This window comes from Anabaena sp. FACHB-595 (genome assembly GCF_048568275.1).
Taxonomy (GTDB): Bacteria; Cyanobacteriota; Cyanobacteriia; order Cyanobacteriales; family Nostocaceae; genus Trichormus.
On the sequence record NZ_CP183473.1, the window covers coordinates 30,110 to 56,392 of the forward strand.

Sequence of the window (26,283 nt, forward strand, 5' to 3'; positions counted from 1 at the left end):
CAAAGTTACGAAATCTTGAATATATATTCACCAAACCCAGATTTTGAGCAAAAATCCTCTTATAACATTCCCTTAGTCACTTGTCAATGAGTACATATTTCATGTACTCACTAGTATAGTAAAGATGAACTTTTGTGAAGCGAGGACTACGGATGTACATTGTACAGATTGCCTCGGAATGCGCTCCTGTAATTAAGGCAGGGGGTTTAGGGGATGTCGTTTACGGATTGAGTCGAGAATTAGAGATTCGGGGCAATTGCGTCGAGCTAATTCTGCCTAAGTATGATTGTATGCGCTACGACCATGTTTGGGGACTGCACGAGGCTTACTTAAACTTGTGGGTTCCCTGGTTTGGTGCAGCAATTCACTGTACTGTCTACTGCGGTTGGGTACATGGGCGAGTATGTTTTTTCATTGAACCCCATTCCGAGGACAATTTCTTTAATCGGGGCTGCTATTACGGTTGTGATGATGATGATATGCGCTTTGCCTTTTTTAGCAAAGCCGCTTTAGAATTTCTCCATCAAAGCAATAAGCGCCCTGATATTATCCATTGTCATGATTGGCAAACAGGCTTAATTCCTGTCATGCTCTATGAGATCTACAAGTATCATGGCATGGACACCCAACGGGTTTGCTACACCATCCACAACTTTAAACATCAAGGAATTGGTGGTGTCAAAACTCTCTGGGCGACAGGGTTAAACAGAGAAGCTTATTACTTCCAAGATGACAAGCTAAGGGATGACCATAACCCCTTTGCATTGAATTACATGAAAGGCGGTATAGTCTACTCGAACGCTGTCACCACAGTTTCACCAAACCACGCCTTAGAAGCACAATATACAGACGTTGGTTGTGGCTTAGGTCATACTTTGTATCTACACAAAGAAAAATTTAGCGGGGTTCTCAACGGTATTGATTACGATTTTTGGAATCCAGAAATTGACCGTCACATCCCCGATAACTACAGCCAAGACGATTTTGAACAAAAACTATATAACAAAAAAGCTTTGCGTGAGCGCTTGTTGTTGCAAGCTGCTGATAAACCAATCATTGCTTACATCGGGCGTTTAGATAATCAAAAAGGCGTGCATCTTGTCCACCATGCCATTTATCATGCCTTGAATAAAGGAGCGCAATTTGTATTATTGGGTTCAGCAACAGAAGCAGGAATCAATGCTCATTTTCGTCATGAAAAACAGTTTTTAAATAGCAATCCTGATGTCCATTTAGAATTGGGCTTTAACGAAGAGTTGTCTCATCTGATTTATGCCGGGGCTGATATGATTGTTGTTCCCAGCAATTATGAACCCTGCGGTTTAACGCAAATGATTGGTTTGAAGTATGGTACTGTTCCCATTGTGCGCGGTGTTGGTGGACTGGTAAATACAGTATTTGACCGAGATTACGATCAAAATTTACCACCAGAAAAACGCAATGGTTATGTATTTTATCAATCTGATAACCAAGCTTTAGAGTCAGCAATGAATCGGGCAATTGATTTGTGGTATCAGTCTCCTGAACAGTTCCAACAATTAGCGATTCAGGGAATGAAATATGACTACTCATGGAATAATCCAGGCACGGAATATTTAAATATTTACGAATGGATTAAGTACAAATGGTAGGTCAGTAATTCGTAATTGATAATACTCACCTTTAGAGAGAAGCAAGTTAAGAATTAATATCTGTGGGGTGGGCATTGCCCACCTTTTCATTTTTTGGTAGTAAATACTCAATGCTACTATCATAAATTACAAATTAAACTAGGGCTTTGAGTAAAGCTTGTAGTTTGAGTTGTACTTCGGCAAATTCTTTTTCAGGGTCAGAACCGGCGACTATTCCAGCACCTGCATAAAGTCTAGCGCGATCGCCATCTATTAACGCGGAACGAATCCCCACAATGAATTCACAGTTACCTTGAGAGTCTATCCAACCAAGAGGCGCAGCATATAAACCCCTCTCAAAAGTCTCATAGCGGCGAATTTCTGCACAGGCTATATCTCTGGCTGCACCGGCTACAGCTGGTGTCGGGTGTAGTTGGGCAACAATCTTTAATGGGTGGACATTAGCGGGAACTATGGCGTTAATTGGTGTCCACAGGTGTTGAATATTAGATAATTGTCGTAGACGCGGTGGTAATACCTGGGGTAATAAACCTAGCTGGGTGAGGCGTTGAGTAATGAAATCCATTACTAGTAAATGTTCATGCCTTTCTTTTTCGCTATTGAGTAAACGATTAGCATTAGCTGCATCTTCAGCAGATGTTTTTCCTCGTGGCGCAGAACCCGCTAAAGCATCAGTAATTAATTGTTGATTATGAATAGTAATTAATCTTTCTGGACTTGCACCAATAAAGTTTTGTCCTTTGCCATTACTGGTAGAAAATATATAACAATTAGGATGAGTTTTACGCAGATTATTTAATGACTGTAATAAATTAAAATGCTGATTTGAACTCACATCCAAAATGTCTGCTAGAACTACTTTACTTAATTCATTAGACTTAATCCTTTCTAATGCTGATGCTACTGACTGTTTATATCTTTCTCCATTAGTAACGAATTTTTTACTCAGATTAGTAGGAAAATAGTCAAGATTAGGAGAATAAGGTTCTAGAGAATTGATAAGTTCTATCTTATCCCGTAAATTTTGTAATAGTATTTGAATATTCACACTAGAGTTAATAACTGTATTCATCACCAATGTACAAGACTGATTTCTTACAGATATTTGCCAACGTGGTAAGAAAATAGTCGCCGCAGGAAAGGGATACTCTATTTTATTTTTTTCGGAAAAGAAGCTGAAGTAACAAAAAAAGTGAGGGCCAGCAAATGGTCGATTAGTGTTACCAAAATTAATTATATTTTCTAAATTAGATTTAATAAAATATTCTGATTGAAAGAAGCGTTCTTGTCCATCGATTTGTAATTTAGTGACTGCATCAATGCCGGCGATCGCTTCTCCTTTACCTCTGTTCTCAAAGTAAAAATTTATTGCATTTGCTTGCGCTAATTTATCAAATACGGCTAAGGGGTCAACCCAGTCAATTTCCAAAGAAATACTCACAATCTGCCTACAATGATTTTTGAGGCAATTTTCTTGCACAGCTAACAAAAATTGATAGAGGTCTTTTTGTTCGACAAATAAGCTACGACGACATGGTGAAACTGTCATGGATCTAAAAAATAGTAAATTTTTTTTAAGTTATCTTCCAAAGTGTAATTAATCATGGTCGTATTTCTACAGGTAACATATTCAGTCACCATTGCACCAGAGTATGGTTTGCCTGATTGCTGGTGTTCTCAGACGCTTGCCAAGTCTCTTTAGAGGCGGGTATAAGGTTGTGGAGGTATAAGGGATACTTCCTAAAAAAAATAGTAGCTTTATTTAACCTGCGCTCTACTAGCTAGAGGTATTGTTTGTAATTTTCAATGTTGAATTGCTTACCACAACTGATGACTACAAAGCAAATTTCTCATCCTAAAATTAAGCTATGGATGGCGGCAATTAAACCGCCAATGTATAGTGTTGCCATCATGCCCATTTGGGTGGGAGGAGCAGTTGCATTTGCTGGAAATAAAGTTTTTAATTTAGCAGTATTTTTTACTTTTATAGTTGCTGCAATTTTAATTCTGGCTTGGGAAAATATCAGTAACGATGTATTTGATTCAGAGACAGGAATTGATGTAAATAAGCATCATTCTCTGGTGAATTTAACTAAAAAGAAGACTCTGGTATTTTGGTTAGGAAATTTGTGTCTAATTTCCGGTTTATTGGGGATATTAGCAATCGCCACTTGGCAACAAGACCCCACAGTTATCGGCATCATCTTGTTATGCTGCGGTTTGGGCTATATGTACCAAGGGCCTCCCTTTCGTTTAGGATATCAAGGCTTAGGTGAGATTCTGTGCTTCTTTGCCTTTGGCCCCTTAGGCGTGTCAGCAGGATACTATAGCCAAACTCAAACTTGGTCAATCACAAGTTTAGCCGCTTCAGTCATTGTCGGGATTGTCACAAGTTTAGTTTTATTTTGCTCTCACTTTCACCAAGTTGATGATGACATTAAAGCCGGTAAGCGATCGCCCATCGTCCGTTTAGGTACAGCCAACGGTGCAAAAGTTCTCACTTGGTTTACAGCCAGCATTTACCCCTTCAGCTTGCTGTTTGTACTCTTGGGATTCTTCCCTGTGTGGACGCTGTTAAGTTGGCTAAGTTTACCTTACGCCTTCAAGCTATGTCGCCACGTCCAGCACAACCACAACCAACCAGAAAAAGTCAGCAATTGTAAATTCATCGCCGTAGCCGTTCATTTCTGGAGTTGCTTATTACTAGGTTTGGGATTTGTCATTGCAGGGGTTTAATACTTATTGTGTTTCCCAATTATGAATTCAGCTTTCGCCCCATAGCCCGAAAATTTGTGCGATCGCTCGTTACTAGTCATGGTATCTGGGAAGTGCGCGAGGCGATTATTCTCCGGCTTACAGATACCACAGGTAAAGTCGGCTGGGGAGAAATAGCACCGATTAGCTGGTTTGGATCGGAAACGTTAGCACAGGCTTTAGATTTTTGTCGCCAATTACCAGAAGAAATCACCCAAGAAATCATTTTTTCCATTCCCGATGATTTACCAGCGTGTCAATTTGGCTTTGAGTCGGCGTTGGAAGCAATGGGGAGTGGTGAAGATGTAACTATAACTAACGCTCAATTTAGCGCCTTGTTACCAGCCGGAGAAGCAGCATTACATCAATGGCAAAGTTTATGGGACGAAGGATATCGCACCTTTAAATGGAAAATTGCCGTGGGTGAAGTCGCCCAAGAATTGAGAATTTTTGACTCCCTAACACAAATTTTACCTGCATCCGCAAAACTGCGATTAGATGCTAATGGAGGACTGAGTTATCCAGAAGCTCACTTATGGTTACAGGCTTGTGATAATTTACCCGTAGAAGTGGAATTTATCGAACAACCCCTACCCGTGGAGCAATTTTCCCAGATGTTGGAATTGAGTGAAGCTTATCCTACAGCGATCGCTTTAGATGAATCTGTAGCTAACCTCAAACAACTAGCTGCTTGTTATGCACAGGGTTGGCGGGACGTATTTGTGATTAAACCGGCGATCGCTGGTTCACCCTCTCGCCTGCGACAATTTTGCCAACAGCATGAGATTGACGCGGTATTCTCATCGGTATTTGAAACGGCGATCGCCAGAAAAGCATCACTCCAACTAGCAGCAGAATTATCTCGTGACAACAGGGCTGTTGGTTTTGGCGTTAACCACCTTTTTCACCAAGAAGCAGAAAACTGGCTGCAAAGTTTATGGAACAACCCTTAGCCTATCTGAATCGCCTCACTCACCATGATTGGCTGATTGGTTATGACAGCCGAGAATTTCACCAAAAAGCCACCGAACTCTACTTACAACTTAGTCAATTATCAACTCCAGAGACATCATCAAAAATCATCCTAGCCGAGCGTGAATCCGTAAAATTTCTAGCTAGTTTTATCGCCGCCTGTGCTGCTAATTGTCAAGTTTTCCTCTGTAACCCAGACTGGGGCGAACAAGAATGGCATCAAGTATTTAATTTAGTCCAACCCGATATTATTTTAGGCTTAGAGACTAGAGAGGGAATCTTAAGAGGCAGGGGGGCAGGGAGCGGGGAGCAGGGGGAAAATATCTTACTAACTCAGCACGCTGCTCAACTCCCGTTACCACTCGAAGCGCAGCTATGCCCCCAAGGCTTTACAGCACGCATCATGATTCCCACCGGTGGTTCATCGGGACAAATTAAATTTGCCATCCACACTTGGGAAACCCTCACCGCTTCAGTGCAGGGATTTACAGAATATTTTCAAATCAAACAAGTTAACTCATATTGTGTTTTACCGCTATATCATGTCAGTGGTTTAATGCAGTTTATGCGTTCTTTTACCACAGGCGGTAAGCTAGTAATTCAACCATTTAAATCATTAGAACTCAGTCAAATATCCCAAATTAACCCTACAGAATTTTTCATATCCTTAGTACCGACACAGTTACAACGCCTATTACAAAACTTAGAATTAACTACATGGTTATCACAATTCAACACCGTACTTTTAGGTGGTGCGCCGGCTTGGGATGAATTATTAGAAAAAGCCAAATTCCATAACATTCGATTAGCGCCCACCTATGGAATGACAGAAACCGCCTCCCAAATTGCCACCCTTAAACCAGATGATTTTTTGAATGGTAAAATCAACAGTGGTCAAATTCTTCCCCATGCCCAAGTGACAATTTGTAATCAACAAGGGGAAGTTCTACCAGCAAATCACATAGGAAATATCACAATTCAAACTCAATCTTTATCCCTTGGTTATTATCCCCAAATTGTACAGAAACAAAATTATTTACAGGTAGATGATTTAGGTTTTTTAGATGAGCATGGTTATTTAAATATTGTCGGCAGAAACAGCGACAAAATCATCACAGGTGGAGAAAACATCTACCCCATAGAAATAGAATCAGCCATCCGCGCTACACAAATGGTAGCTGATGTTTGCGTAATTGGCATACCAGATAAGCAATGGGGACAAGCATTAACAGCAATTTATATTCCCAAAGACACCAATACATCCATCAGTGAAATCAAAACTGCCATCTCCCATCAACTCAGCAGATTTAAAATCCCCAAACATTGGATTCCATTAAATACCTTACCCCGTAACCCCCAAGGTAAAATCAATCGCCAACAACTACAACAAATAGCTGTGTTAAGCATAGGGGCATAGATAAGCAGTAGAGGGGAGAAATCCTCTTAAAAAAAACTCCGCGTACCTCCGCGCCTCCCTCCGCGCCCCTCTGCGTTTAAAAACACTCTACCTAATTAGAAAACTCAGCCCGTAACTGACTCACAACCCGATCCAATCCCACAGAATGAGCCGCCTTAAACAACAAACGATCGCCCCCCTGCACAAACGTAGTCAATCTCGCAACCAAATCAGCGTGGGTAGCAAAACACTCAGACGGGATTCCCTCGGCGCTTCTAGCGATCGCTTCCGCATCTTCCCCATCAACTAACACCAACAAACCATCTAATTTTAAATTCCGTACTGTTTCCCCTACCCGTTGGTGTAACTGTGCCGATCGCTCACCTAATTCTTTCATCGCCCCCAACACCGCAATTTTCCGTTTCCCTGGTGTATCAGCTAATAGTTGCAACGCTGCTAACATCGCTTCTGGTGCAGCATTATAAGTCTCATCTAATATTAAAACATCATTGGGCAAACTAAAACGCTGCGATCGCCCAGTCGGCATATTCACGCTCACACCAGCTTGCAAGCTCGACCATTCAATCCCTAACACCTTCGCCACTGCCAAAGCTGCTAAGTAATTAGTCGCATTGTGACGACCAGGTAAAGGTAACGGTAGACGTAATCCTGCTACTTCCACAATGGCGTTATCAACTAGGGAACCTTGAACATCTCCACCAGACAAACCATAAGTTAATACTTCCCCTGACCAAAATTTTGCCGCCGTCGCCATCAACAAAGGATTGTCATGGTTGAGAATCGCTACACTATCTTTGGGCATTTCGGCTAGTAACTCACATTTTGCCTCAGCGATCGCCTCTTCTGAACCCAATAACTCAATATGTGCTGTCCCGACGTTGGTAATCACCCCAATTGTGGGACGTGCTATCTGTGCGAGTTCGGCAATTTGTCCCCTACCCCGCATAGCCATTTCAATCACGGCGTAGTCGTGTTCAGCATTCAGTTCTAAGAGGGTTTTCGGGACACCAATTTCGTTGTTGTAATTGCCATAAGTCTTGAGGACATTGCCTTTCGTCCCCAACACTGCGGCGATCAGTTCTTTAGTAGTGGTTTTCCCTACCGAACCCGTCACCCCAATCACTGGTATATCGAAGCGATCGCGCCACCATCTACCCAGTTTTTGATAAGCTTCTAGGGTGTTGCTGACTTGTAAGACAGGTAATCCTGGGTTTTCATAATCATCATCAACAATAGCCGCGATCGCACCACGAGCGATCGCACTTGAGATAAACTCATGTCCATCAAACTTTTCCCCCCGAAAAGCTAGAAAAACTTCCCCAGGTTTGATCATCCGTGTATCTGTTTGGATACCACTGCTAACTTGTGTCAAAGCAGCTTCAGATATATTTACCGGACGAGCTAAAAGAACTTCTATTAATTGATTTAAAGTAACAGACCAAGACATATTAATCAATTCAAAATTCAAAATTCAAAATTCAAAATAAGTGTTTGAAACCCTTAAACCCTTACACCCAGTCTCAACAGAAAATCTGGGTGCGTAAGTTCTAACTAAATATGCCAAAGAAGCTAAACTCCTTTGGCACACTTAGTATATAAGTATTTGGTGATTATGGCTTGCTAATTGCCAGAAATAATTTTGTGATCAGCTTAAATTTGGTTTTTGAGTGACATAGTTTGTAAAATTCGTATTGCTATATCAGGGGAAATACCCAAAGCTTGATATAAATCGTTTAAAAAGTTTGTTTCTTCTTCAGTAACGTGACTTTCACTCAAAACCAAATCACTGGCTACAGCAAAAGCCGCTTCTCGTAACTCTGGAGATAAAGATTCTTTCGCCAAATTAAATAGGGCATTAAAACCGTCTCGCCTGAGAATTATCAAAGTTTTTTCACACAACTGGGCGATCGCTTCTGTAGAGTAATTTCTCAAAGGCTTTGAGCGAGACAGTTCACAAGAGATAGAACGCTCTTGTTCATAAGATAAATAACCATCTAGCGCTGTTGCTAATAAAACGATAGCAACAAAAGCTTCTGTTGAACTAAGTACCTCTGGGGCTTGGTTTTCTCTGCCCAGGAATGTGTCTAATAAATTCATGATAGTCGCTCCTGGTGGGTGTCTCAATAGCGGTACAGTTACCCGTTTGTTTTTGGCTTACAGATAAGTCTGCATCGCTGTGAGACTTAATATAATTTAGTGTTCCCAGGATTTTTGTATAGCGAACACTAACACTTAATGGGTTGCGACTAAAAGTATACCTTTAGGAGTAGATTTAGTGTTCTCCTGTCTTCTCAATTGTTTCAATCACCGCCAAACCTATACCAGAAGCTGTAATCAACAGTACTACCGATAGCAGAAAGGCGCTGGTTAGCATCCGCAAGGCTTCATCGAAAAAAATATAGGTGGTCATTGCTTCACCTGTTGAATTCTGTGCTGCTAGTACTTTTTATTTCTCCACCTCCTGAGTCAGGAATTCCGTCGAGAAACTGCTAGCAATTGCATCTTAACAAAACTTTAGCTCTTTCAGTTTATGAAACAAAATATTTCTTTCTAAAGATTCGATGAAATTAGCCTAGATTTTGTTGCGTACGGTACTGAAAAATTTTTTATGAGAAGAATCAGCTATCTCTATCGCTATTACTTTAGTTAGTGGAAGGTAAAATAAAACACTTATATTCTGAAAATAGCTCTGAGTTCTCATAAACAGCCATAAAATTTATAGAAGCTAATTGTTAATCTCTAAACCGCTAAAATACCTAGCAAATATTTTGAGGAAATTTACTGATAAAACAAAATTCCCAGACCTTTGCTTTTACATCAGGTCAATTATGAGAAAGAATTAAGAATTTATTTACAAAATTTATATATTTTCAGCCTAAAGATGGAAGATTTTGTCAACGGTAAACTTTATTGATATTGTTTCTTGTGAATTCTGCGGTGTTTTCTGCCCAACTCAAGCAAAAATAAAATCCATGATACAAAATGATACAGAACTATTGACAACATCTGTTGCGGCTATGCCTATTCTGATTACAGGTGGTGCAGGCTTTATTGGTTCCAATTTCGTCCATCACTGGTATGAAAAGTACCCAGGCGATCGCATGATTGTTTTGGACGCGCTCACCTATGCTGGTAATCGCCAAAATTTAGCAGACATAGAAGGAAAAGCAAATTTACGTTTTGTAAAGGGAGATATAGGCGATCGGGCCCTTATAGATCAGTTACTAGAGGAAGAAAAGATTCAGGCGATCGCCCACTTTGCAGCCGAATCTCATGTTGATCGCTCAATTGTCGCACCAGATGCTTTCATTCAGACCAATGTAGTGGGTACATTCACCTTATTAGAAGCTTTTCGCCATCACTGGACAAAACAAGGCAAACCTGCAAACTACCGCTTTCTCCACGTCTCTACAGATGAAGTTTACGGCAGCCTTGAACTAGATGACCCAGCTTTTACAGAAACAACTCCTTACGCACCCAACAGTCCCTATTCCGCCTCCAAAGCAGGTAGTGATCATCTAGCACGAGCTTATTATCATACCTATGGTTTACCAACCTTAATTACCAACTGCTCCAATAACTACGGCCCCTATCACTTCCCCGAAAAATTAATACCCTTGATTTGTCTAAATATTCTCTTAGGTAAGCCTCTACCCATCTATGGAGATGGGTTAAATATCCGCGATTGGCTTTATGTTGAAGATCATTGCCGTGCTTTAGATATTGTGATTCATCAAGGTAAGCCAGGAGAAACCTATAACATTGGCGGTAATAACGAAATCAAAAACATTGACCTTGTTCAGATGATCTGTGAGTTAATGGACGAATTAGCCCCTGATTTACCCGTTTCTCCCGCCAGTAAACTAATTACCTTCGTCAAAGACCGCCCCGGACACGATCGCCGTTATGCGATCAACGCAACAAAAATCAAAACAGAATTAGGTTGGGAACCTCAACAAACAATCTCGACTGGATTACGCCACACCATCCAGTGGTATCTAACTCATCGCCATTGGTGGGAAGCACTTTTACCAAAGGAGTAGGTCAAGATTGAAAGGGAAAAATCATGTTCACCAACTTTGAACAAACCATAGTTGATACAACTGAGGCTCGAATCAATCTAGTCAAAGCTGGTCACGGCGCGCCACTACTTTTATTACATGGCTATCCTCAAACTCATGTCATGTGGCATAAGATAGCCCCTCTCCTGGCAAACAATTTTACTGTAGTCGCAACTGACCTGAGAGGATACGGCGACAGCTCCCGACCTGCAAGCGTCCCCCATCACATCAATTATTCCAAACGAGTGATGGCGCAAGATCAAGTCGAGGTCATGTCAAAGTTAGGGTATGAACAATTTTATGTGGTCGGTCATGACCGAGGAGCGCGAGTTGCTCATCGTCTGGCGTTAGATCATCCTCACCGCGTCAAAAAACTAGCCTTACTAGATATTGCGCCCACCCATAAAATGTACAGGACAACCGATCAAGAGTTTGCCACAGCTTATTATCATTGGTTCTTCCTGATTCAACCCGATAATTTACCAGAAACCTTAATCGGAGCCAATCCCGAATATTATCTACGTAAATGTTTAGAAAAATGGGGTAAAGATTTTTCAGCTTTTCATCCTCAAGCTTTAGCCGAATATATACGGTGCTTTTCTCAGCCTGCTGTAATTCACGCGACCTGTGAAGATTATCGTGCTGCGGCCACAATTGATTTAGAACATGATGAACTCGACATGAAACAAAAAATTTCGTGTCCAGTGTTGGTTTTGTGGGGAGAGAAAGGAATTATTGGGCGCAAATATGATGTGTTGGCAACTTGGCGAGAACGGGCAATTGATGTAAGTGGTCAGTCTCTACCTTGTGGACATTTTCTGCCAGAAGAAGCACCAGAGGAGACTTATCAGGCTATTTATAATTTTTTAACTCACTGTTAATCCAGTGATTTTTGGGATTGGTAATTGGTAAATGACAAACGAGTTTTAATCTTTACTATCCCTGAGATCATCTAAATTGCGATCGCCATAACAATAGTTGTGATGAAAATCACATCAAGCTGGTTTTAGCATCCTAGCGATAAAAAAATCCTACAGAGTATAAGTAGCTAACTGTCAGCCAAACAGCAGCGATCGCCATCACCGTCCAAGCAATAAGTAAAATGTAATAAATAAATTTTAATGATGGATTGTCAGCTACATCTTCTGCTAAGAAAGTAAAGGGTAGAAACGCAAACCGATTATATTTACGCAAATATCGCCCTGTTTCTGGAGCAATTCGAGTGGTGCATCGAGCAGATAAAGAATCGTTGAGCAAGCAACCCACATTTAGGAATCGCTGTGCTAATCGAAAATCAAGCCGAGAACCGGGAACATTTACTTGTTTTTGTGTCACCTCCATTTGATGAGGTATAGCTACTGAAGCCAGCTGACAGACGATAGCAAATACAATTATTCCCCGCAACAACCAACCATATAGCTCCCGCCTATTCAGCAACCATTGAACAAGCAGACCAAGTAAAGGAATCATCAATAGGTGTGCGGAGGTAACATGATAGCGAGATGCCCAGGCAGAATCACCATGCCAAAACACAAAGCGACTATAAGCAACCAAATGTAAGCCTATATTTATAACTACTGTTACCAAATACCACTGTAAGAAGGGATGGAGTTTGCGCCATAGTAACACTCCGATTACAAGACATGGAATTAGTAGAGGATCATAGACAAAAATACTTTTTGCTGGAGAAAGTAGTACCCCTAAAATACCTTCTGATGGTGGATTAATTAAAGGATAACCAGCTGGTAAATCAGGTAGACCAGACCAAACAGGGTCAGTCGCTAATTGCTGTTTCTCTGCAATTTTGCCATTAAGCCAGAAACTCCCATAACGCAGATAGTCAATATAACGACTGAGAAACACTAGGGGTAAATGTCCCCCAAGCCAAATGCCAAGTGCTTTTACTACCTCTTGCCACTTACGGTTTTGATAGAAAACGCAACCGCCAAGAAACAGCAGGACAGTTAAGGTATGTAAGGTACTAGTTGTCCGAATTAAAACAGCCAGTCCTAAAGCAGCACCACTCAAAACCGCAAGATAATTTTGTTTTTTCAATACATATGCTAAAGCCGTCGCATAGCCCACAACAACCAACACCAGCAATTGATTATTATGCTGAGGCGCTTGAGCATAATGCAAAACAGTAGTTCCTAGAAACAATATCAGACTACTAACCGCAGCAATCAGCGAGTCAAAATTAAATAATTTAAGCAACCAATAAGACGCCACCACCACGGCCATGTTAATGGGTGCAAAGATCAAGAAAAGCACAGCCCATTGTCGCCATGTTTGAGAAGCGATCGCCGGAAAAACTTGATGTAACTGCTGTCCTACCCAGTCACCAGGCAACATCAGCATCGATTGTCCCACTTCATAGGCAATTACCCGTTTACCATCAGCCCCAATCACTCCAAATTGAATATCTCCCCTAACTTTGGCTTGATATCCTGGCGGTGGAGCAACTTCCTCTGTACCTGTCCACCAAGCATGAGCCATATTTAGCCTAAGAGTAGTGTCTAAAAACAACTCTCCAGGGACAACAACCATAGCCCACAACAAAGCAATCAGAGCCACCTTAACTATAGGATTTAAAGTTTTAGTTTTCATATTGTTTTGCAGGTTTCACCCAATGAAGATAAAGGTAAATACTGAGTCCAACTAAAGTTACGCCTCCAAATAGGAATACCTGAAACGCAATAGCCGCAGCTACTGCCTGGGCTGGTTCATATCCAAATAAGCTAAGAGTAAATGTATAAGAAAACTGATATGTTCCTACAAATCCTGGAGCTGAAGGCAATAGCGTACTCAAACTAGTCACCCCCATAAGCACTAACATTTGATACCAGTTAAGCGTTACACCTACTGTTTTCATGATTGCCCAGAGGGTAAAGCCTTCTAATATCCAAATTCCCAATGTATACAACACCGCCAAAGAAAACCCGGCTCTGCGGCGGATGGAAATCCCTTGTTGGAAATTAGTGAGGCGGTTAGCGATCGCAGGCGGTAAATAGGTAATCCCACGTTTTCCTAGATCAGTATCAACAAACAACATTGCCAACACAATGCTGCCAAACAGCAACGCGCCTGTTGTTGTCAGTGTACTAAGAACAGGTTGGGTGACAAATAAGCGCCCTACCGCCAGACATACCACAACCGCCACTCCATCCAGTACCCGCTCTACTACAATAGAGGCGATGACTGCGGTTCGAGATAAACTATAGCGCCGTCCGGCAAAATCAGCCCGAAACAATTCTCCCAGCCGCGCCGGTAAAAGTGTATTGGCCGCATAGCCTACCATCAAAGCACTGCCAACTTGCTTAAACGATAGCGACTTCAAGCTCTTCAATAATGTCTGCCAGCGAATAACCCGCCCTACCATATTGAACGCATAACAGCCCATAGCGACTAGTAGCCAAGGTAATTGAGCTTGGCTTAACACTGCATTCACCTGTGCCGCACTCGTCTGCCGAAACGCTAACCACAGAAAAATTACACCAATAAGTAACCCTATGATGCCGCGTAGCCACTGTTTAAGAGCGGTTGAGGTTTTCATATCAAAACTTATTTATTTGTGGGTAGTAAAAGCTGGGTAAGACAAGTAAATCATCCGCTTCATCTCCCGTCTTCCCCGCGCCACCGAGTCTAAAATTATCCCACAGGTGAGGCTAAGAAAAGCTAACACTGTCATAGATGCAGACAAAATTGCTGTAGGGAATCGTGGCACTAAGCCAGTAGCTAGATACGTTTCTAGAACAGGCAAGATCAGCAACGTTGCTATCAGCATCAAGATTACAAACCCAATACCAAAGAAAAGAGCAGGACGTACTTCTTTGAACAGAAGAATTGCAGTTCCTAAAATACGCCAACCATCGGTAAAAGTTTTTAATTTACTATTGGAACCGGGAGGACGCTCGCCGTACATTGTCGGCTCCTCCGTAAACGGTAGTTTTAATTCCAGTGCGTGTACTGTTAATTCAGTTTCAATTTCAAATCCGTTAGATAAAGCCGGGAAAGATTTAACAAAGCGTCGGGAAAAGATGCGGTAGCCGGATAACATATCCTTTAATTCCGCACCAAATAACATTCGCACAAAAGAAGTAAGCATCCAATTTCCACCCCGATGCCCTGGACGATAAGCACTACCTGTTTTGCCCCGTCGAGTACCCACCACCATATCAAGGTTTCCCTTGACCAAACAATTGATTAGATGCGTTACAGCCTCCGTCTCGTAGGTATTATCGCCGTCTACTAAAACATAGATATCAGCATCAATATCTGCAAACATCCGCCGAACTACATTGCCTTTCCCTGGCACAGCTTCATGGCAGACAATTGCACCTGCTGATGTTGCCACTTCAGCCGTATCATCTGTAGAACAGTTGTTATAGACATAAATTTCTGAATCTGGAAGGAATTTCCGAAAATCAGATACGACCTGGGAAATTGTTAAGGCTTCATTGCGGCAAGGAATTAAAACCGCAATGCGATACTCAGTTAAATACATGGACTGCAAATTGTCAGTCAACTTATGGAAAGATACCTGATTTTTCATAAAGTATTGATATACTAAAAACTCTGAATGCAGGAATTTTGCCAAGGCAAAGAAAACTTTACCTGTTAATCTCTTAGCTATTTTTAAAGTAAATCTTCAACCAGTTTGTAGTATACCATTGATGATTAATGGGTTCATAATGATAAACCCTTGAGGAGAAGACAGAGAACACCGCAAAAAAGTTCTGGTTCTCTTTTTTAATTTCTATAATATACTTCTAGTTTCAATCTTTTTTCAAAACATAGCTTACCTCTGCAAATAAATTAACAATTAAAGAGAAACTAATATTTTAGAATACCAGTTAAAACTATATCGGTAAAGTTTAAACAAATGAGATTTACACAGTTACTTTAAAATTAAAGAAATGATGAATTAGAACTAACTGGCAATCTCAGTTACCATGTTTTTGTTAAAAATAGCTTCTTTAAAGTTTAATTTAACCCTAGTCCCTCAATGTGGCTTGATAAAAAAGTTAAGAGATTTTTGCTTTAAAAAAGAATTTAATTAAGGACGTTAGGATCTAATAGGCATTAGAGGTTAAGTCCTAAAATCTAAAGGAAATATATTCTCCCATTAGCAGTGTAATGCGTTAGTGATACTAAGTAGACGAACGTTGACACCAATACTACTAACAGTGAAATCTGCCAAAAATCTCTTGTCTCATGGATACTACCTCATCATTTGTAATGTTTTTTTGTATAGATAAATACTTAATGTTGAGATTACAGCATTTTTGCTCTTGTAATCCTTAACTGCTCCTAACACAGTGCAGTATTGCCCATCCGAGAATAAGTCAAAGCCGATGATAATGATAAGAATTTTCAATAAATTTGCTATTTTTACAGTCGACACAGCTAGCTATACTACCCCTAGTGCCGATTTTTCAAAGCTTTTACCGCCAAAACCATCAGCACGAGATTACCTTGACTTATGGATTAGGTTAAGAGAAACTAACTAATAACAGATGTGTTGACTTATAAAATTCATAATTTTTGTAAATTTTCTGAGATATTTATTTTGAGAGATGGAACATTAGTTAAAAAATGGCAAGTTTGTATCTAAGTAACAATGTTCCTGGAGCTATACATATAGCTTGCTGCTAAGGCAGTAAAATTCAAGCGGACTTATTGTGGTTGGCTAAGAGTATGGAAACATTAGAATTCATCATTTATCCAGACGGTCGGGTACAAGAAACAGTCACTGGCATTGTAGGGGCTTCCTGTGCTGAGGTTACAGCAGCAATAGAAGCACAGCTAGGGCAAGTACTCACTCATGAGCCAACCTCAGAATTTTTCGCTACGCAGGTTCAGGAATCTAGCCTGGCAAATACGCAAACTACTTACAGCGATTGGTAAGTTCTCACAGCAGTTCATTGTCGTTGATTTACAACCACCATGTCACACTTTAGCCAAATTAAGACTCAGATCCGTAACCTCGAATCTTTACAAGAAGCGCTCACCGATTTGGGCATAGACTGGAAACCAGGCCCACAGGAAGTACGCGGCTATCGCGGTCAGACCCATCCTGCGGAAATTACCATTGAGCAGGAGAATGGCTATGACATCGGCTTTAGATGGAATGGCAAAGAATATGAGCTAGTAGCAGACCTACAATATTGGCAACAAAATTTGTCAGTTGATGGTTTCCTACGCCAAGTTACCCAACGTTATGCTTACCAAACAGTAGTGAAAGAAACTGCTCGTGTAGGCTTCCAAGTCTCCGAACAGCAAAAAAATGACGATGGTTCTATTCGCCTAGTTGTACAGCGCTGGAGTGCGTAATGGCTGATTTTCTGCCGTCGCCAGAACAAGAAGACAATCGTTCCGGTTTTGAGCCAGAACTAGGGGGTTTTTTGCGGGATGCCCCAGAACGTTCTGGTTTTGAACCAGAATTGGGCGGAATATTGCGGCAAAAAGGTGTTTATGTTGACGAGATCACCTGTATTGGTTGCAAGCATTGCGCTCATGTGGCGCGGAACACATTCTACATTGAGCCTGATTATGGGCGATCGCGTGTAATTCGTCAAGATGGGGACGCGGAAGAAGTTATTCAAGAAGCAATTGACACTTGTCCGGTTGATTGTATTCATTGGGTTGATTACACCGAACTCAAGAATTTAGAAGAAGATCGTAAATTCCAGGTAATTCCTGTTGTTGGCTACCCAGTAGATCACGCAGTTGCAACTACCGAAAAGCGGCGGCGAAAGCAAAAGTCCAAGAATAAAAAATCCCGTTATTAAAATAAAAATAACTCTATAAAAATAAAAGGACTGTTAATAACAGCCCTTTTATTTTTATGATTTTTTAAAGTTTCAATTTAGCATCAATCCGGTATACACCTTTGTTGATTACTCCTGAGCCTAACCTCATTTCACGCACTTAACTAAATTGAATTTAACTATATTTTATTTAAGGTTCAAAGGGTCATGCTGTGACAACAACTTTTCTACTTTCGCTTCATCAATGCGCGCAGCTAATCTTCTGGCTTCATGCAAATCTCTAGTAGTTTTAGCTAGAGTAAAAGTTGAACCAACAGAGAAAGCCAAACCCATACTCATAAAGCCTTTTACCCAGTTATCTACAGGTAAATTCACAATTCCAAAACTGGTCATAGAAATAGAAAGCATAAAAGCAGCCCAGGTTTGAATAACCCAAGCCGGACTATCTTTCTGAGGTCCAATAGTTTGCATATTTTCCACCTTTGATGAGATTTCTTAAGAATAATTATTTCTGTGTTTTAATGTTCCATTGGTTGCTGAATCTTTAATCATTAAGATTAACTTTGATTATATTGATTACTAGATTCACTAATTTTTAGAATAAATCCACTTTATTAACTGGACTCAGAAAGGTAATCTTTCACTAATAAAAACAAGTAAAAACTGGCACAGTAACTGTACCAGTTTTAGGATTGTCATCAAGCTCTAGTTTATATTCTCAAAGTTTCAGCTTTACCTAGCAACTAATGACTAACTATTCAGTCTCTGGAAAGGTTTGTACCTTACCATCTGGGCTAAGAAGAACCCGAATCCGTGTCATTTGCCCAGAGCGATTAGCAGAAACAAAGGGTTCTCCGATAGCAGGCATCCCCACTAGATCAACATAATCTCTAGCTGCCTTGCCTAAAGGTAAGATCCGCTCAATTGAGCCATCTACACCCAGCATGACACTATACTCTAGGGTTTGTACAAATCCTGAGGGTGGTTGCCAACGCTTTTTGAAAAACTCCCTAGCTTCTGCTACCTGGGGTGTATCAAACAGTGTACTAGTGTTACTCGTAGCAATTTCGCTAGGCAAAGCTGTCTTAGCTTCACTTCTCGAACCATCTATTAATGAGCTAGTTTCAGCTAACTCTGGGGAAGTATTGACTCTACTTCTTGCAGCTTGTGAGGTTACCGGTGAGTAAGCCTGAGGAATTGCATTGTTAGGTATGGTAGCCAGTGGTGGCGGTACTGGTGGGATACCAGATGAAAGGTTACTTGTAGAGGTAGATAATCTGGGGGGTAAACTCCGCTTGAGCGTAACTCCTCCTGAGTTAATTCCCCCTGAGGGATTTGGTTGAATGGCAACTTGTTGCCCTGGTATAGTAATGCCCGGATTGCCTGAGATTGGCGGAATGTTTGTCTGAGGGATATTTAATGCTTGTTTTGAAGCTACAGAATTGGGCGGTAAAGCAGAATTCGTGGTTGTAGGAGAATTACCTGGAAAACTGGTATTAGGAGATATGAGGGGAGTTGTCGGTAAACCAGTATGGGAGGAGGTGGCGGAGCCGAACCTAAAGGCAGAGTCGAGGAATTATTGGCAGGGGCTAGCTCAGATTGAGGCGCAGGAAAATTAGGTAAGGTTGGTTGTAAAGCTATTTGTTCATCGTTGGGATTGCTGTTTGTCGCTGTCTGCTGGTCTTTTTGTTTGGTGTTGTTTGCATATTGCCAAGTTAAAGGCGTTAAACCTAAAGCTAATACTAATACGGCAGCAACAGAAGCCCAAGCGGGGAACCGTACTATAGAACTAGTGTTATTGAGAGATGGTAATGCCATTACATCTGTCGAATATTCATCTAACGCTGTTGCTAGATTCGAACAGTTGCAGCAAACTTAGTTGAATAACATAGCCAGATGCTTGATTAGCTAAGGAACCAAGAAATAAATTGTGTGTTAAATAATCGCCCGGTTCTAAATAGATTTTTGTCCCTGGTATTTGGGGTATAAAAGATTTTGTGGTTTTAGATAAGAGTGAAGCTTGATGAAAATCTGTTAATTCTTCAGTAGATACTTTAGTTGAATCTTCAAGTTCAGAGACATTAAAACGAAAACTATCTGGTGGTTGTTGGAGAAATTGCTGTACGTAAGTGGTGACAGCATCACATAGGGCTTCAAGTTGATCGCGATCGCCTCGAATTGGTACTCTGTTTTCTTCCGGCAATTGCGGGTCATCAAAGCGCAACTCAAAGGTTAGGTGTCTAAGTACTGGTTTGCCCATCCAACGTGACAAAGGGGAGCTTTGCGCCAATACTTCTAGCGTACAAGTAGGTGGTGTGTAGCGACGAATGACAGAATTAGATAGAGGCATGGCAGGAACTGCAAAGGAGATGTTTTCAAAATTTTGCGGAACGGTCGATGAGTGCTAGCCAAAGACGGCGGTGTCCACCAGGAGCGCTATAAAACAGCAAATCTACAAGTAGTTTCAGCGCTAGGTTAGTTAGTAAATCCGTCGAGATTTGCTCGTCCTCTTCCATCCGCTCTTGGTAGGTGTTGCAGAAAGCATCTATGTAGTCTCCAAGTAAAGCAGCCTGATGAGGTTCCCGATTTTTTTCCGCCATTTGTTCTAGTAGACCCACCGCACGACGAATTAATTCCTGGTGCTGTTTGGCGAGGTAGCAGATGATGAGAACAAGCGATCGCGCTTCTTCTACATCCAGCTTTTTCCGCCCTCCTTGACCTTTGCGTAGAGGGTTTGACTGACGTAAGCGCCATAAAGCTACGCGGTCTGGCACTTTCGACTCTAGATTCAGACTGGTTGCCGCCGAGAGCATAGCCTCAGAGCCAATTCCCGTCAGGGTTTCCAGTGCCAACAGTACCAAGTCTAACTGAGTTTTGATGTTGTCCCATTCCACGACATTTGGGGTTGGGAGTTTAATTAAGTCCTCCCATTGGGAATTGGGAGTGGCTGGATCAGCGGCCGATTGCATAACTTTAAGCATAGGTGATCAGGCTGGTAGGGGCTGTTGCTGTTACCCATTTTGAAACCAGACTCTGAATAATTAGAGTTGGTTTCCTCTGAAAGAGGCAGGAAGAAGGAGGTAGAGGGGCAGGGGGAGAAATTCCTACTCAGTACTCATTACTCACGACTCCCTTCTTCAAGTCAGAACGTGAAAAAGTTTGAGTATGAGTCTTTGCTTGATGCTTAACTGCACTATCTTTTCTGAACTGTGGTAAACAGCAATTGTCACTGTCTTACTCTACTTGATGAAAATTTATTTTCAACAGTGTAGAAAGTGAATTACCATGGTAAAATATACTCAATTATTATCTACTAATTAAGTACTTAAGTATCAATAAATATAATCAGAAAATCTAATGTCTAATTATTAACAATAACCCTCATCAAATAATGAATAATTAGATACTCGTGACTAAATTCATAATTTAGTAAAATTTATTGCTAGAGGCTTTATAAATAAAATTCATTAAAGAAGGGTGGAGAACAGGATGATTCTCTACCTTTCTTGAATGAGGGAGTGGAGAGTGAAGAAGTACTGAAGTTATTCTCCCTGCCCCCTGCTTGCTTCAAGAAATATGCGCGATTGTCACCCCACTACCACCGTCAGATTGTTCTGCTGGCTCGTGACGGCTAACTCTAGGGTGTTGTTCTAAAAATGTGTGGACACCTTGACGGAGTTTGCCAGTACCATGTCCATGAATAATCCAGATTGGGCCAGTGGCTTCAGAAATGGCTTTGTCTAAAATGTATTCGGCATCTGCTACCCGTTTACCTCGTAAATCCACAGTATTTTTGGAGGTACGAATTGCTAGAACCGGTTGAGCCGGTGGGGGTGGAGTAACTGGGGCTGGCTTGGCTTTGGTGATTGGTTCAGGTTTTTGACCATCGAGAGATTCGATATCTTCTAGCTTCACCGTCATCTTCATGATGCCAAAGCGGACTGTTAATTCACCATCTTCATCAGGGGCGGTTAACACATCGGCTGTTTGACCAAATTGGGAGATACGAATGCGATCGCCTACTTTAGGCACAAACCCCGGTTTTGCCTTTGGTGGCGGTGCTGGTTGATATTTTTGGGCGATTTGATGGAGGTTGTTGGTTGCTTGCTGGGCATCTTGGGCTGTGGCTGTACCTTGCTGCAAGCGGCGAATGACTTTGGCAATTTCCCCTTTGGCTTGGGTAATGGCTTGTTGTACCGCGATTTCCTGGGAAGCTTTGAGAGACTGTTCTCGCTCTTGTAATGCTGCCGCCTTGTTCGATACTTCTTTATATAAGCGTTCTGCTTGTTGTAATATTTTCTGTGCTTCTGCGGCTTTGGTTTCCTGGCGACGACGTTGGGCTTCTAACCCAGCAATTACCAAGTTAACTTCGTCAGTCGCTTCTCCCACCTGGGTTTTTGCCTGTTCTACGACTTCCGCCTTTAAACCCAAACGGAGGGCGATCGCCAAAGCATTAGAACGTCCGGGGATACCCCACAACAAACGATAAGTAGGCGACAATGTAGCATCATCAAATTCTACGGAAGCATTTTCAAAGCGCTGATCTTCATATTTCAGGGCTTTTAATTCGCCAAAGTGAGTTGTGGCAACGGTTAATTGGGCATGATCAGCTAGATATTGTAAAAGGGCGATCGCTAAAGCACTCCCTTCTGCCGGATCTGTGCCTGCACCAACTTCATCGAGTAAAACTAGGGAGTTGGGAGTTTCTAAATCTTGTTCTCCAGTCCCTAAAGCATTTAAAATCCGGCTAATTCGGCGAATATGCCCGGAAAAAGTCGATAAGCTTTGTTGTAGGGATTGTTCATCGCCGATATCTGCTAATACTTGGTCAAACCAAGGCATTTCTACTGGCTCACGGGCGGGAACGAATAGACCCACTTTGGCCATTAAGGCTGCCAGTCCCAAGGTTTTTAATGTTACCGTTTTCCCACCAGTGTTAGGCCCTGTGATTGTCACTACCCGAATATGGGGGCTGATTAACAAATCCACCGGAATCACCGCATGACCTTGTTCGTGCTGTTGTTGCCAAACTAACAGGGGATGGTGTAACTGCCGCAAGGTAATGATTTCTTGTTCCTGGCGGTCAATAAATCTAGGGGGGTTAGCTTTGAGCCATAAACTATATCTAGCTCTAGCCGTTGCCATATCCAAAGTGGTGACAATGGCTAATAACCGTTCTAAATCGGGTTTAACTGCTGCTACTTTTTCCGTGAGTGCGCGACGAATTGCTTCTTCTTCGGCTTGCTCTTTTCTAATTGTCTGCCGCAGTTGGTTACCCATCGGCACAACAGAATTAGGTTCTATGTATAACGTTGCCCCACTGGTTGAGGTGTCATGAACAATACCCGGAATAGCATCTTTTTGTGGTGCTTTCACCGGGATGACAAAGCGATCGCCTCTTTGGGTAATCAGTTGTTCCTGAACCGCATTAGATTTTACTTGTAAGATATTTTGCAGCTTTTGGGTAATCTGACTCCGCAATTTCCGCAATTCTGTACGGATATCGCCTAATTTCGTGCTGGCACGGTCTGTTACTTGCCCCCGTTCATCAATACAGCGATGTATTTCCTGTTCTAGTTCGGGGTAAGTGCGTAACTCAGCCACCAACTCAGTTAAAATTGGTATATCTTCTTGGTTATCAATTATACGCCGTAAATTTCTTGCGCCTGCGAGAGTAGTAGCGATCGCCAAAAGTTCATCCCCACCTAAAATCCCTTGCAATTCCGACCTTTCCAAGGCATCACCAATATCGTGGATACCCTCAAAAGATAAACCGCTTGCCAGACGACTTTCCAGTTGATAAACTTCTTTTGTCTGTTCTAACAACTGCTCACTTGCTGCTTGAGATGCAGGGATTTGCAGATGAAGAGATGCGATCGCCCCCAGTTTAGTTGCCGCAAATGTAGAAAGATGCTGACAAAGGCGATACCATTCCAGTAGTTCTAAAGTTTCAGATTGAATCAAGGCTGCAAAATCAAATCTGAAGTGATCGTAACAATTCTAGCCTCTCTATAGCCAATTCTTAAAGTCAGAAATGAATTAAGTTGTCAGTGAAGATTGCTGTGAGCGGTAACGAAGGGTTTGACCTCACTGAGTCATAAGTTAGGAATCATTGCTGTTTATGCTCCTCCTGCTTCCCAAACACCAGCCCCCAGTACCCAATCTCCTACTTACGCAAGTAACTAAAACTCGCATTTGGTCTACCTACGAAGCAGGAGCGAGTAAATTGATATTTTTGGATAATTGCTAGTGATTGCTCTGCCTCAGATTTATTATTATCAAAATCAAACATCCAGTGATTACCGTCTACAATTTTCCAGCGATTATTGATTTTGTTGACTGTTGTAGTAGCAGGATTGAATGCCACACAATCTTCACCAGAAACAGAACCAGACGGTGCGAGATTATTTACTAATAAATAGGTAAAAGATGGCTGTGGTCTGCCAACAAAACAGGATTTATTCATGCGGTAATTCTTAATAATTTGGAAAGCTCGTCTTGCCTCATTGGCTTTATTACCAAAATCAAACATCCAATGATTACCACCTTCAACTATTTTCCAACTACCATTAACTTGATTAACAGCAATATTATTGGGATTAAAAGCAATACAATCTTCCTTGAGTGCTGACGGTGATGTCCTTTTTTGTAATGAGATTGAGTTAGAACGATAGGTTTTATTTGCCCTTCTATCATTCAGGACAATATAGACAGAACTAGGTGGTGTTTGACCTTGCTCAACCGCAAACCAGAGAGAATTTAAGCTTTGCGGGGACGAAAAAGCACAAAAACCATAGATTCTCTGATTATTTTGGGCGTTATAAATATCTACCCAAGTTCGAGAAGAGTTATTATTCAGTCCGCAAGGAGGAAGGTCAGAGGCACTATCAAACGATTGACTCGGAAATGCTGACCAGTTAGCTACAGCCAACTTATATCTTTGAAAATTTTTGCCTGCATTTGTGTAAGATTCTTGACCTTGAAATACTAATTGTGGCTGAGGAAGATGATTAGATGCTAACTGAACTATCTTCTCAACAGTGGGATTAATACTAGCTTGTCCTACAACTTGGGAGACATTAACAGCAGTCGCCACAGTAGAAAAACTCGACAATAACCATCCGGCGATCGCTAAACCTGTAAACTGACTGTAATTTCTAACTCGCATTTTCCTAAAACCTCTAGCAACAGTGAATATCGCCATCAAACTTACGTACTTGGTGAAATCCGTAAATCCTGACAGCTATTCATCAATAAGTTGCAAAAGTAACTTTTATGCAGAGTCTCCAAATTCTCACAAATACACTGAAAAAATACTTTTAGCCATCAATTAAAAAAAATCGCTGCAAACTCCCTCACAATTTGATACCCTAGCTAGAACAGAATTGAGAAAAGTTAACAGCGTGGAAATTCAACTTGGGCGGGGAAAGACAGCTCGTAGAGCATATGGCATTGATGAAATTGCTCTAGTCCCCGGTAACAGAACACTCGATCCGAGTTTAGCTGATACTCGGTGGAAAATTGGCAATATCGAGCGAGAAATCCCGATTATTGCCAGTGCAATGGATGGGGTTGTTGATGTCAAGATGGCGGTACGTTTATCGCAGCTAGGGGCATTAGGAGTTATCAACTTGGAAGGCATTCAAACTCGTTATGCTGACCCAGAACCGATTTTAGATCGGATTTCTTCGGTAGGCAAAGATGAGTTTGTCTCTTTGATGCAGGAGCTTTATGCCGAACCCATCAAACCAGAATTAATTACCAAGCGTATTCAAGAAATTAAAGAACAAGGTGGGATTGCAGCTGTTAGTGCTACTCCAGTAGGAGCCAGTAAATATGGTGAGGTAGTAGCCAAAGCCGGGGCAGATTTATTTTTTATTCAAGCTACGGTAGTTTCTACCGCCCACTTGTCACCAGAATCTGTAGTACCCCTGGATTTGGCTGAATTTTGCCGTTCTATGCCAATTCCCGTAATTTTGGGTAACTGTGTGACATACGAAGTCACCTTGAACTTGTTAAAAGCTGGCGCGGCGGCTGTCTTGGTAGGGATTGGCCCTGGTGCAGCTTGTACCTCTCGTGGGGTATTAGGTGTAGGAGTACCCCAAGCAACGGCGATCGCTGATTGCGCCGCCGCACGAGATGATTACTATCAGGAAACAGGTAATTATATCCCCATCATCGCTGATGGCGGTTTAATTACTGGTGGTGACATTTGTAAATGTATCGCTTGTGGGGCTGATGGCGTAATGATCGGTTCTCCCTTTGCTAGAGCCGCCGAAGCTCCAGGAAGAGGCTTTCATTGGGGTATGGCAACACCTAGCCCTGTATTGCCCCGTGGCACCCGGATTCGCGTCGGTACAACCGGCACGCTTGAACAAATATTAACTGGGCCAGCCGGGCTAGATGATGGTACTCATAACTTATTGGGAGCCTTAAAAACTAGCATGGGTACTTTGGGAGCAAAAGATATTAAAGAAATGCAGCAAGTTGAAGTTGTGATTGCTCCTTCTTTGTTAACTGAGGGCAAAGTTTACCAAAAAGCTCAACAATTAGGTATGGGTAAATAAAGGGAATAGGTAAAAGGGAATAGGGAACGGCGAATGATTAATTAGAAATAAATTTTTTAGTATGCCTTCTACCCTATCCCCGATTACCAACTTTAAATTATTCAGAAATTT

General features: G+C 41.6%; 21 protein-coding genes and 1 pseudogene. 10 read left to right on the forward strand and 12 right to left on the reverse strand.

Annotated features, from left to right (window positions below):
- Positions 1 to 152: 152 nt before the first annotated feature.
- The gene (glgA, locus tag ACN222_RS00150) at positions 153 to 1,631 is read left to right on the forward strand and encodes a glycogen synthase GlgA (protein WP_010994208.1); all 1,479 of its coding nucleotides are present in this window, start codon (positions 153 to 155) and stop codon (positions 1,629 to 1,631) included.
- Between the two features lie 133 nt (positions 1,632 to 1,764).
- On the opposite strand, the gene ACN222_RS00155 is transcribed toward glgA, so the two are convergent.
- Positions 1,765 to 3,180 carry an isochorismate synthase gene (locus tag ACN222_RS00155; protein WP_010994209.1) on the reverse strand — a complete coding sequence of 472 codons (1,416 nt, stop codon included), beginning with the start codon at positions 3,178 to 3,180 and terminating at the stop codon, positions 1,765 to 1,767.
- Positions 3,181 to 3,461: 281 nt separating this feature from the next.
- Between ACN222_RS00155 and menA the strand changes: the two genes are divergently transcribed.
- The 3 genes from menA to ACN222_RS00170 are packed head-to-tail and all read left to right on the forward strand — an operon-like array spanning position 3,462 to position 6,774.
- Positions 3,462 to 4,367, forward strand: coding sequence for a 2-carboxy-1,4-naphthoquinone phytyltransferase (gene menA / locus ACN222_RS00160; RefSeq protein WP_044522644.1), 906 nt, complete (start codon positions 3,462 to 3,464; stop codon positions 4,365 to 4,367).
- Between the two features lie 8 nt (positions 4,368 to 4,375).
- Positions 4,376 to 5,338 (forward strand): o-succinylbenzoate synthase, encoded by a 963-nt coding sequence (locus ACN222_RS00165; RefSeq protein WP_010994211.1) that lies wholly within the window; start codon positions 4,376 to 4,378, stop codon positions 5,336 to 5,338.
- Entirely contained in the window at positions 5,323 to 6,774 is a 1,452-nt protein-coding gene (locus ACN222_RS00170) for a 2-succinylbenzoate--CoA ligase (RefSeq protein WP_010994212.1), read from the forward strand. Before ACN222_RS00165 ends, ACN222_RS00170 begins: the two co-directional genes overlap by 16 nt.
- Before the next feature lie 91 nt (positions 6,775 to 6,865).
- On the opposite strand, the gene ACN222_RS00175 is transcribed toward ACN222_RS00170, so the two are convergent.
- From ACN222_RS00175 to ACN222_RS00185, 3 genes are all read right to left on the reverse strand, one after another.
- Positions 6,866 to 8,221: a UDP-N-acetylmuramoyl-tripeptide--D-alanyl-D-alanine ligase gene (locus ACN222_RS00175; RefSeq protein WP_010994213.1), complete on the reverse strand. Its 1,356-nt coding sequence runs from the start codon at positions 8,219 to 8,221 to the stop codon at positions 6,866 to 6,868.
- Positions 8,222 to 8,424: 203 nt separating this feature from the next.
- Positions 8,425 to 8,871: a tellurite resistance TerB family protein gene (locus ACN222_RS00180; RefSeq protein WP_010994214.1), complete on the reverse strand. Its 447-nt coding sequence runs from the start codon at positions 8,869 to 8,871 to the stop codon at positions 8,425 to 8,427.
- 175 nt (positions 8,872 to 9,046) lie between these two features.
- Positions 9,047 to 9,184 carry a hypothetical protein gene (locus ACN222_RS00185; RefSeq protein WP_041456794.1) on the reverse strand — a complete coding sequence of 46 codons (138 nt, stop codon included), beginning with the start codon at positions 9,182 to 9,184 and terminating at the stop codon, positions 9,047 to 9,049.
- A gap of 562 nt (positions 9,185 to 9,746) precedes the next feature.
- Between ACN222_RS00185 and rfbB the strand changes: the two genes are divergently transcribed.
- Positions 9,747 to 10,817, forward strand: a complete 1,071-nt coding sequence (gene rfbB, locus ACN222_RS00190) for a dTDP-glucose 4,6-dehydratase (protein ID WP_010994215.1) — start codon at positions 9,747 to 9,749, stop codon at positions 10,815 to 10,817.
- A gap of 23 nt (positions 10,818 to 10,840) precedes the next feature.
- Positions 10,841 to 11,716 carry an alpha/beta fold hydrolase gene (locus ACN222_RS00195; RefSeq protein ID WP_010994216.1) on the forward strand — a complete coding sequence of 292 codons (876 nt, stop codon included), beginning with the start codon at positions 10,841 to 10,843 and terminating at the stop codon, positions 11,714 to 11,716.
- Positions 11,717 to 11,849: 133 nt separating this feature from the next.
- On the opposite strand, the gene ACN222_RS00200 is transcribed toward ACN222_RS00195, so the two are convergent.
- From ACN222_RS00200 to ACN222_RS00210, 3 genes are read right to left on the reverse strand one after another with little or no spacing between them, the layout of a single operon-like run.
- Positions 11,850 to 13,442: a hypothetical protein gene (locus ACN222_RS00200; protein WP_044520462.1), complete on the reverse strand. Its 1,593-nt coding sequence runs from the start codon at positions 13,440 to 13,442 to the stop codon at positions 11,850 to 11,852.
- Positions 13,432 to 14,388: a lysylphosphatidylglycerol synthase transmembrane domain-containing protein gene (locus ACN222_RS00205; RefSeq protein ID WP_010994218.1), complete on the reverse strand. Its 957-nt coding sequence runs from the start codon at positions 14,386 to 14,388 to the stop codon at positions 13,432 to 13,434. Before ACN222_RS00205 ends, ACN222_RS00200 begins: the two co-directional genes overlap by 11 nt.
- Before the next feature lie 12 nt (positions 14,389 to 14,400).
- Entirely contained in the window at positions 14,401 to 15,387 is a 987-nt protein-coding gene (locus tag ACN222_RS00210) for a glycosyltransferase family 2 protein (protein WP_197535804.1), read from the reverse strand.
- Positions 15,388 to 16,532: 1,145 nt separating this feature from the next.
- Between ACN222_RS00210 and ACN222_RS00215 the strand changes: the two genes are divergently transcribed.
- Genes ACN222_RS00215 through ACN222_RS00225 form a run of 3 tightly spaced genes read left to right on the forward strand, consistent with a single transcriptional unit; the run spans position 16,533 to position 17,626 of the window.
- Positions 16,533 to 16,742: a DUF2997 domain-containing protein gene (locus tag ACN222_RS00215; protein ID WP_010994220.1), complete on the forward strand. Its 210-nt coding sequence runs from the start codon at positions 16,533 to 16,535 to the stop codon at positions 16,740 to 16,742.
- A 39-nt stretch (positions 16,743 to 16,781) separates the two neighbouring features.
- Positions 16,782 to 17,168 (forward strand): DUF1257 domain-containing protein, encoded by a 387-nt coding sequence (locus tag ACN222_RS00220; protein ID WP_010994221.1) that lies wholly within the window; start codon positions 16,782 to 16,784, stop codon positions 17,166 to 17,168.
- On the forward strand, positions 17,168 to 17,626 hold the full coding sequence (locus tag ACN222_RS00225; protein WP_010994222.1) for a ferredoxin: 459 nt from the start codon (positions 17,168 to 17,170) through the stop codon (positions 17,624 to 17,626). The genes ACN222_RS00220 and ACN222_RS00225 overlap by 1 nt, the downstream gene beginning before the upstream one ends.
- A 165-nt stretch (positions 17,627 to 17,791) precedes the next feature.
- On the opposite strand, the gene ACN222_RS00230 is transcribed toward ACN222_RS00225, so the two are convergent.
- From ACN222_RS00230 to ACN222_RS00250, 5 genes and pseudogenes are all read right to left on the reverse strand, one after another.
- On the reverse strand, positions 17,792 to 18,076 hold the full coding sequence (locus ACN222_RS00230) for a YiaA/YiaB family inner membrane protein (protein ID WP_044520465.1): 285 nt from the start codon (positions 18,074 to 18,076) through the stop codon (positions 17,792 to 17,794).
- 283 nt (positions 18,077 to 18,359) lie between these two features.
- A pseudogene (locus ACN222_RS00235) lies at positions 18,360 to 19,955 on the reverse strand (DUF4335 domain-containing protein).
- A 25-nt stretch (positions 19,956 to 19,980) separates the two neighbouring features.
- On the reverse strand, positions 19,981 to 20,586 hold the full coding sequence (locus tag ACN222_RS00240; RefSeq protein ID WP_010994225.1) for a DUF3038 domain-containing protein: 606 nt from the start codon (positions 20,584 to 20,586) through the stop codon (positions 19,981 to 19,983).
- A 586-nt stretch (positions 20,587 to 21,172) separates the two neighbouring features.
- Complete coding sequence (locus tag ACN222_RS00245; protein WP_010994226.1) at positions 21,173 to 23,569, reverse strand: endonuclease MutS2; 2,397 nt, start codon at positions 23,567 to 23,569, stop codon at positions 21,173 to 21,175.
- 202 nt (positions 23,570 to 23,771) lie between these two features.
- Positions 23,772 to 24,809, reverse strand: a complete 1,038-nt coding sequence (locus ACN222_RS00250; protein ID WP_010994227.1) for a hypothetical protein — start codon at positions 24,807 to 24,809, stop codon at positions 23,772 to 23,774.
- Positions 24,810 to 25,008: 199 nt separating this feature from the next.
- On the opposite strand from ACN222_RS00250, the gene ACN222_RS00255 reads away from it, so the two are divergent.
- Complete coding sequence (locus tag ACN222_RS00255) at positions 25,009 to 26,172, forward strand: GuaB3 family IMP dehydrogenase-related protein (RefSeq protein WP_010994228.1); 1,164 nt, start codon at positions 25,009 to 25,011, stop codon at positions 26,170 to 26,172.
- Positions 26,173 to 26,283 lie beyond the last annotated feature (111 nt).

Coding starts and splice junctions, on each gene's coding strand:
- ACN222_RS00225 (WP_010994222.1), top strand. CDS start 17,168: ATGGCTGATTTTCTGCCGTCGCCAGAACAAGAAGACAATCGTTCCGGT.
- ACN222_RS00210 (WP_197535804.1), bottom strand. CDS start 15,387: ATGAAAAATCAGGTATCTTTCCATAAGTTGACTGACAATTTGCAGTCC.
- menA (WP_044522644.1), top strand. CDS start 3,462: ATGACTACAAAGCAAATTTCTCATCCTAAAATTAAGCTATGGATGGCG.
- ACN222_RS00180 (WP_010994214.1), bottom strand. CDS start 8,871: ATGAATTTATTAGACACATTCCTGGGCAGAGAAAACCAAGCCCCAGAG.
- rfbB (WP_010994215.1), top strand. CDS start 9,747: ATGATACAAAATGATACAGAACTATTGACAACATCTGTTGCGGCTATG.
- ACN222_RS00175 (WP_010994213.1), bottom strand. CDS start 8,221: ATGTCTTGGTCTGTTACTTTAAATCAATTAATAGAAGTTCTTTTAGCT.
- glgA (WP_010994208.1), top strand. CDS start 153: ATGTACATTGTACAGATTGCCTCGGAATGCGCTCCTGTAATTAAGGCA.
- ACN222_RS00170 (WP_010994212.1), top strand. CDS start 5,323: ATGGAACAACCCTTAGCCTATCTGAATCGCCTCACTCACCATGATTGG.
- ACN222_RS00205 (WP_010994218.1), bottom strand. CDS start 14,388: ATGAAAACCTCAACCGCTCTTAAACAGTGGCTACGCGGCATCATAGGG.
- ACN222_RS00250 (WP_010994227.1), bottom strand. CDS start 24,809: ATGGCGATATTCACTGTTGCTAGAGGTTTTAGGAAAATGCGAGTTAGA.
- ACN222_RS00185 (WP_041456794.1), bottom strand. CDS start 9,184: ATGACCACCTATATTTTTTTCGATGAAGCCTTGCGGATGCTAACCAGC.
- ACN222_RS00155 (WP_010994209.1), bottom strand. CDS start 3,180: ATGACAGTTTCACCATGTCGTCGTAGCTTATTTGTCGAACAAAAAGAC.
- ACN222_RS00220 (WP_010994221.1), top strand. CDS start 16,782: ATGTCACACTTTAGCCAAATTAAGACTCAGATCCGTAACCTCGAATCT.
- ACN222_RS00200 (WP_044520462.1), bottom strand. CDS start 13,442: ATGAAAACTAAAACTTTAAATCCTATAGTTAAGGTGGCTCTGATTGCT.
- ACN222_RS00195 (WP_010994216.1), top strand. CDS start 10,841: ATGTTCACCAACTTTGAACAAACCATAGTTGATACAACTGAGGCTCGA.
- ACN222_RS00240 (WP_010994225.1), bottom strand. CDS start 20,586: ATGCTTAAAGTTATGCAATCGGCCGCTGATCCAGCCACTCCCAATTCC.
- ACN222_RS00230 (WP_044520465.1), bottom strand. CDS start 18,076: ATGCAAACTATTGGACCTCAGAAAGATAGTCCGGCTTGGGTTATTCAA.
- ACN222_RS00215 (WP_010994220.1), top strand. CDS start 16,533: ATGGAAACATTAGAATTCATCATTTATCCAGACGGTCGGGTACAAGAA.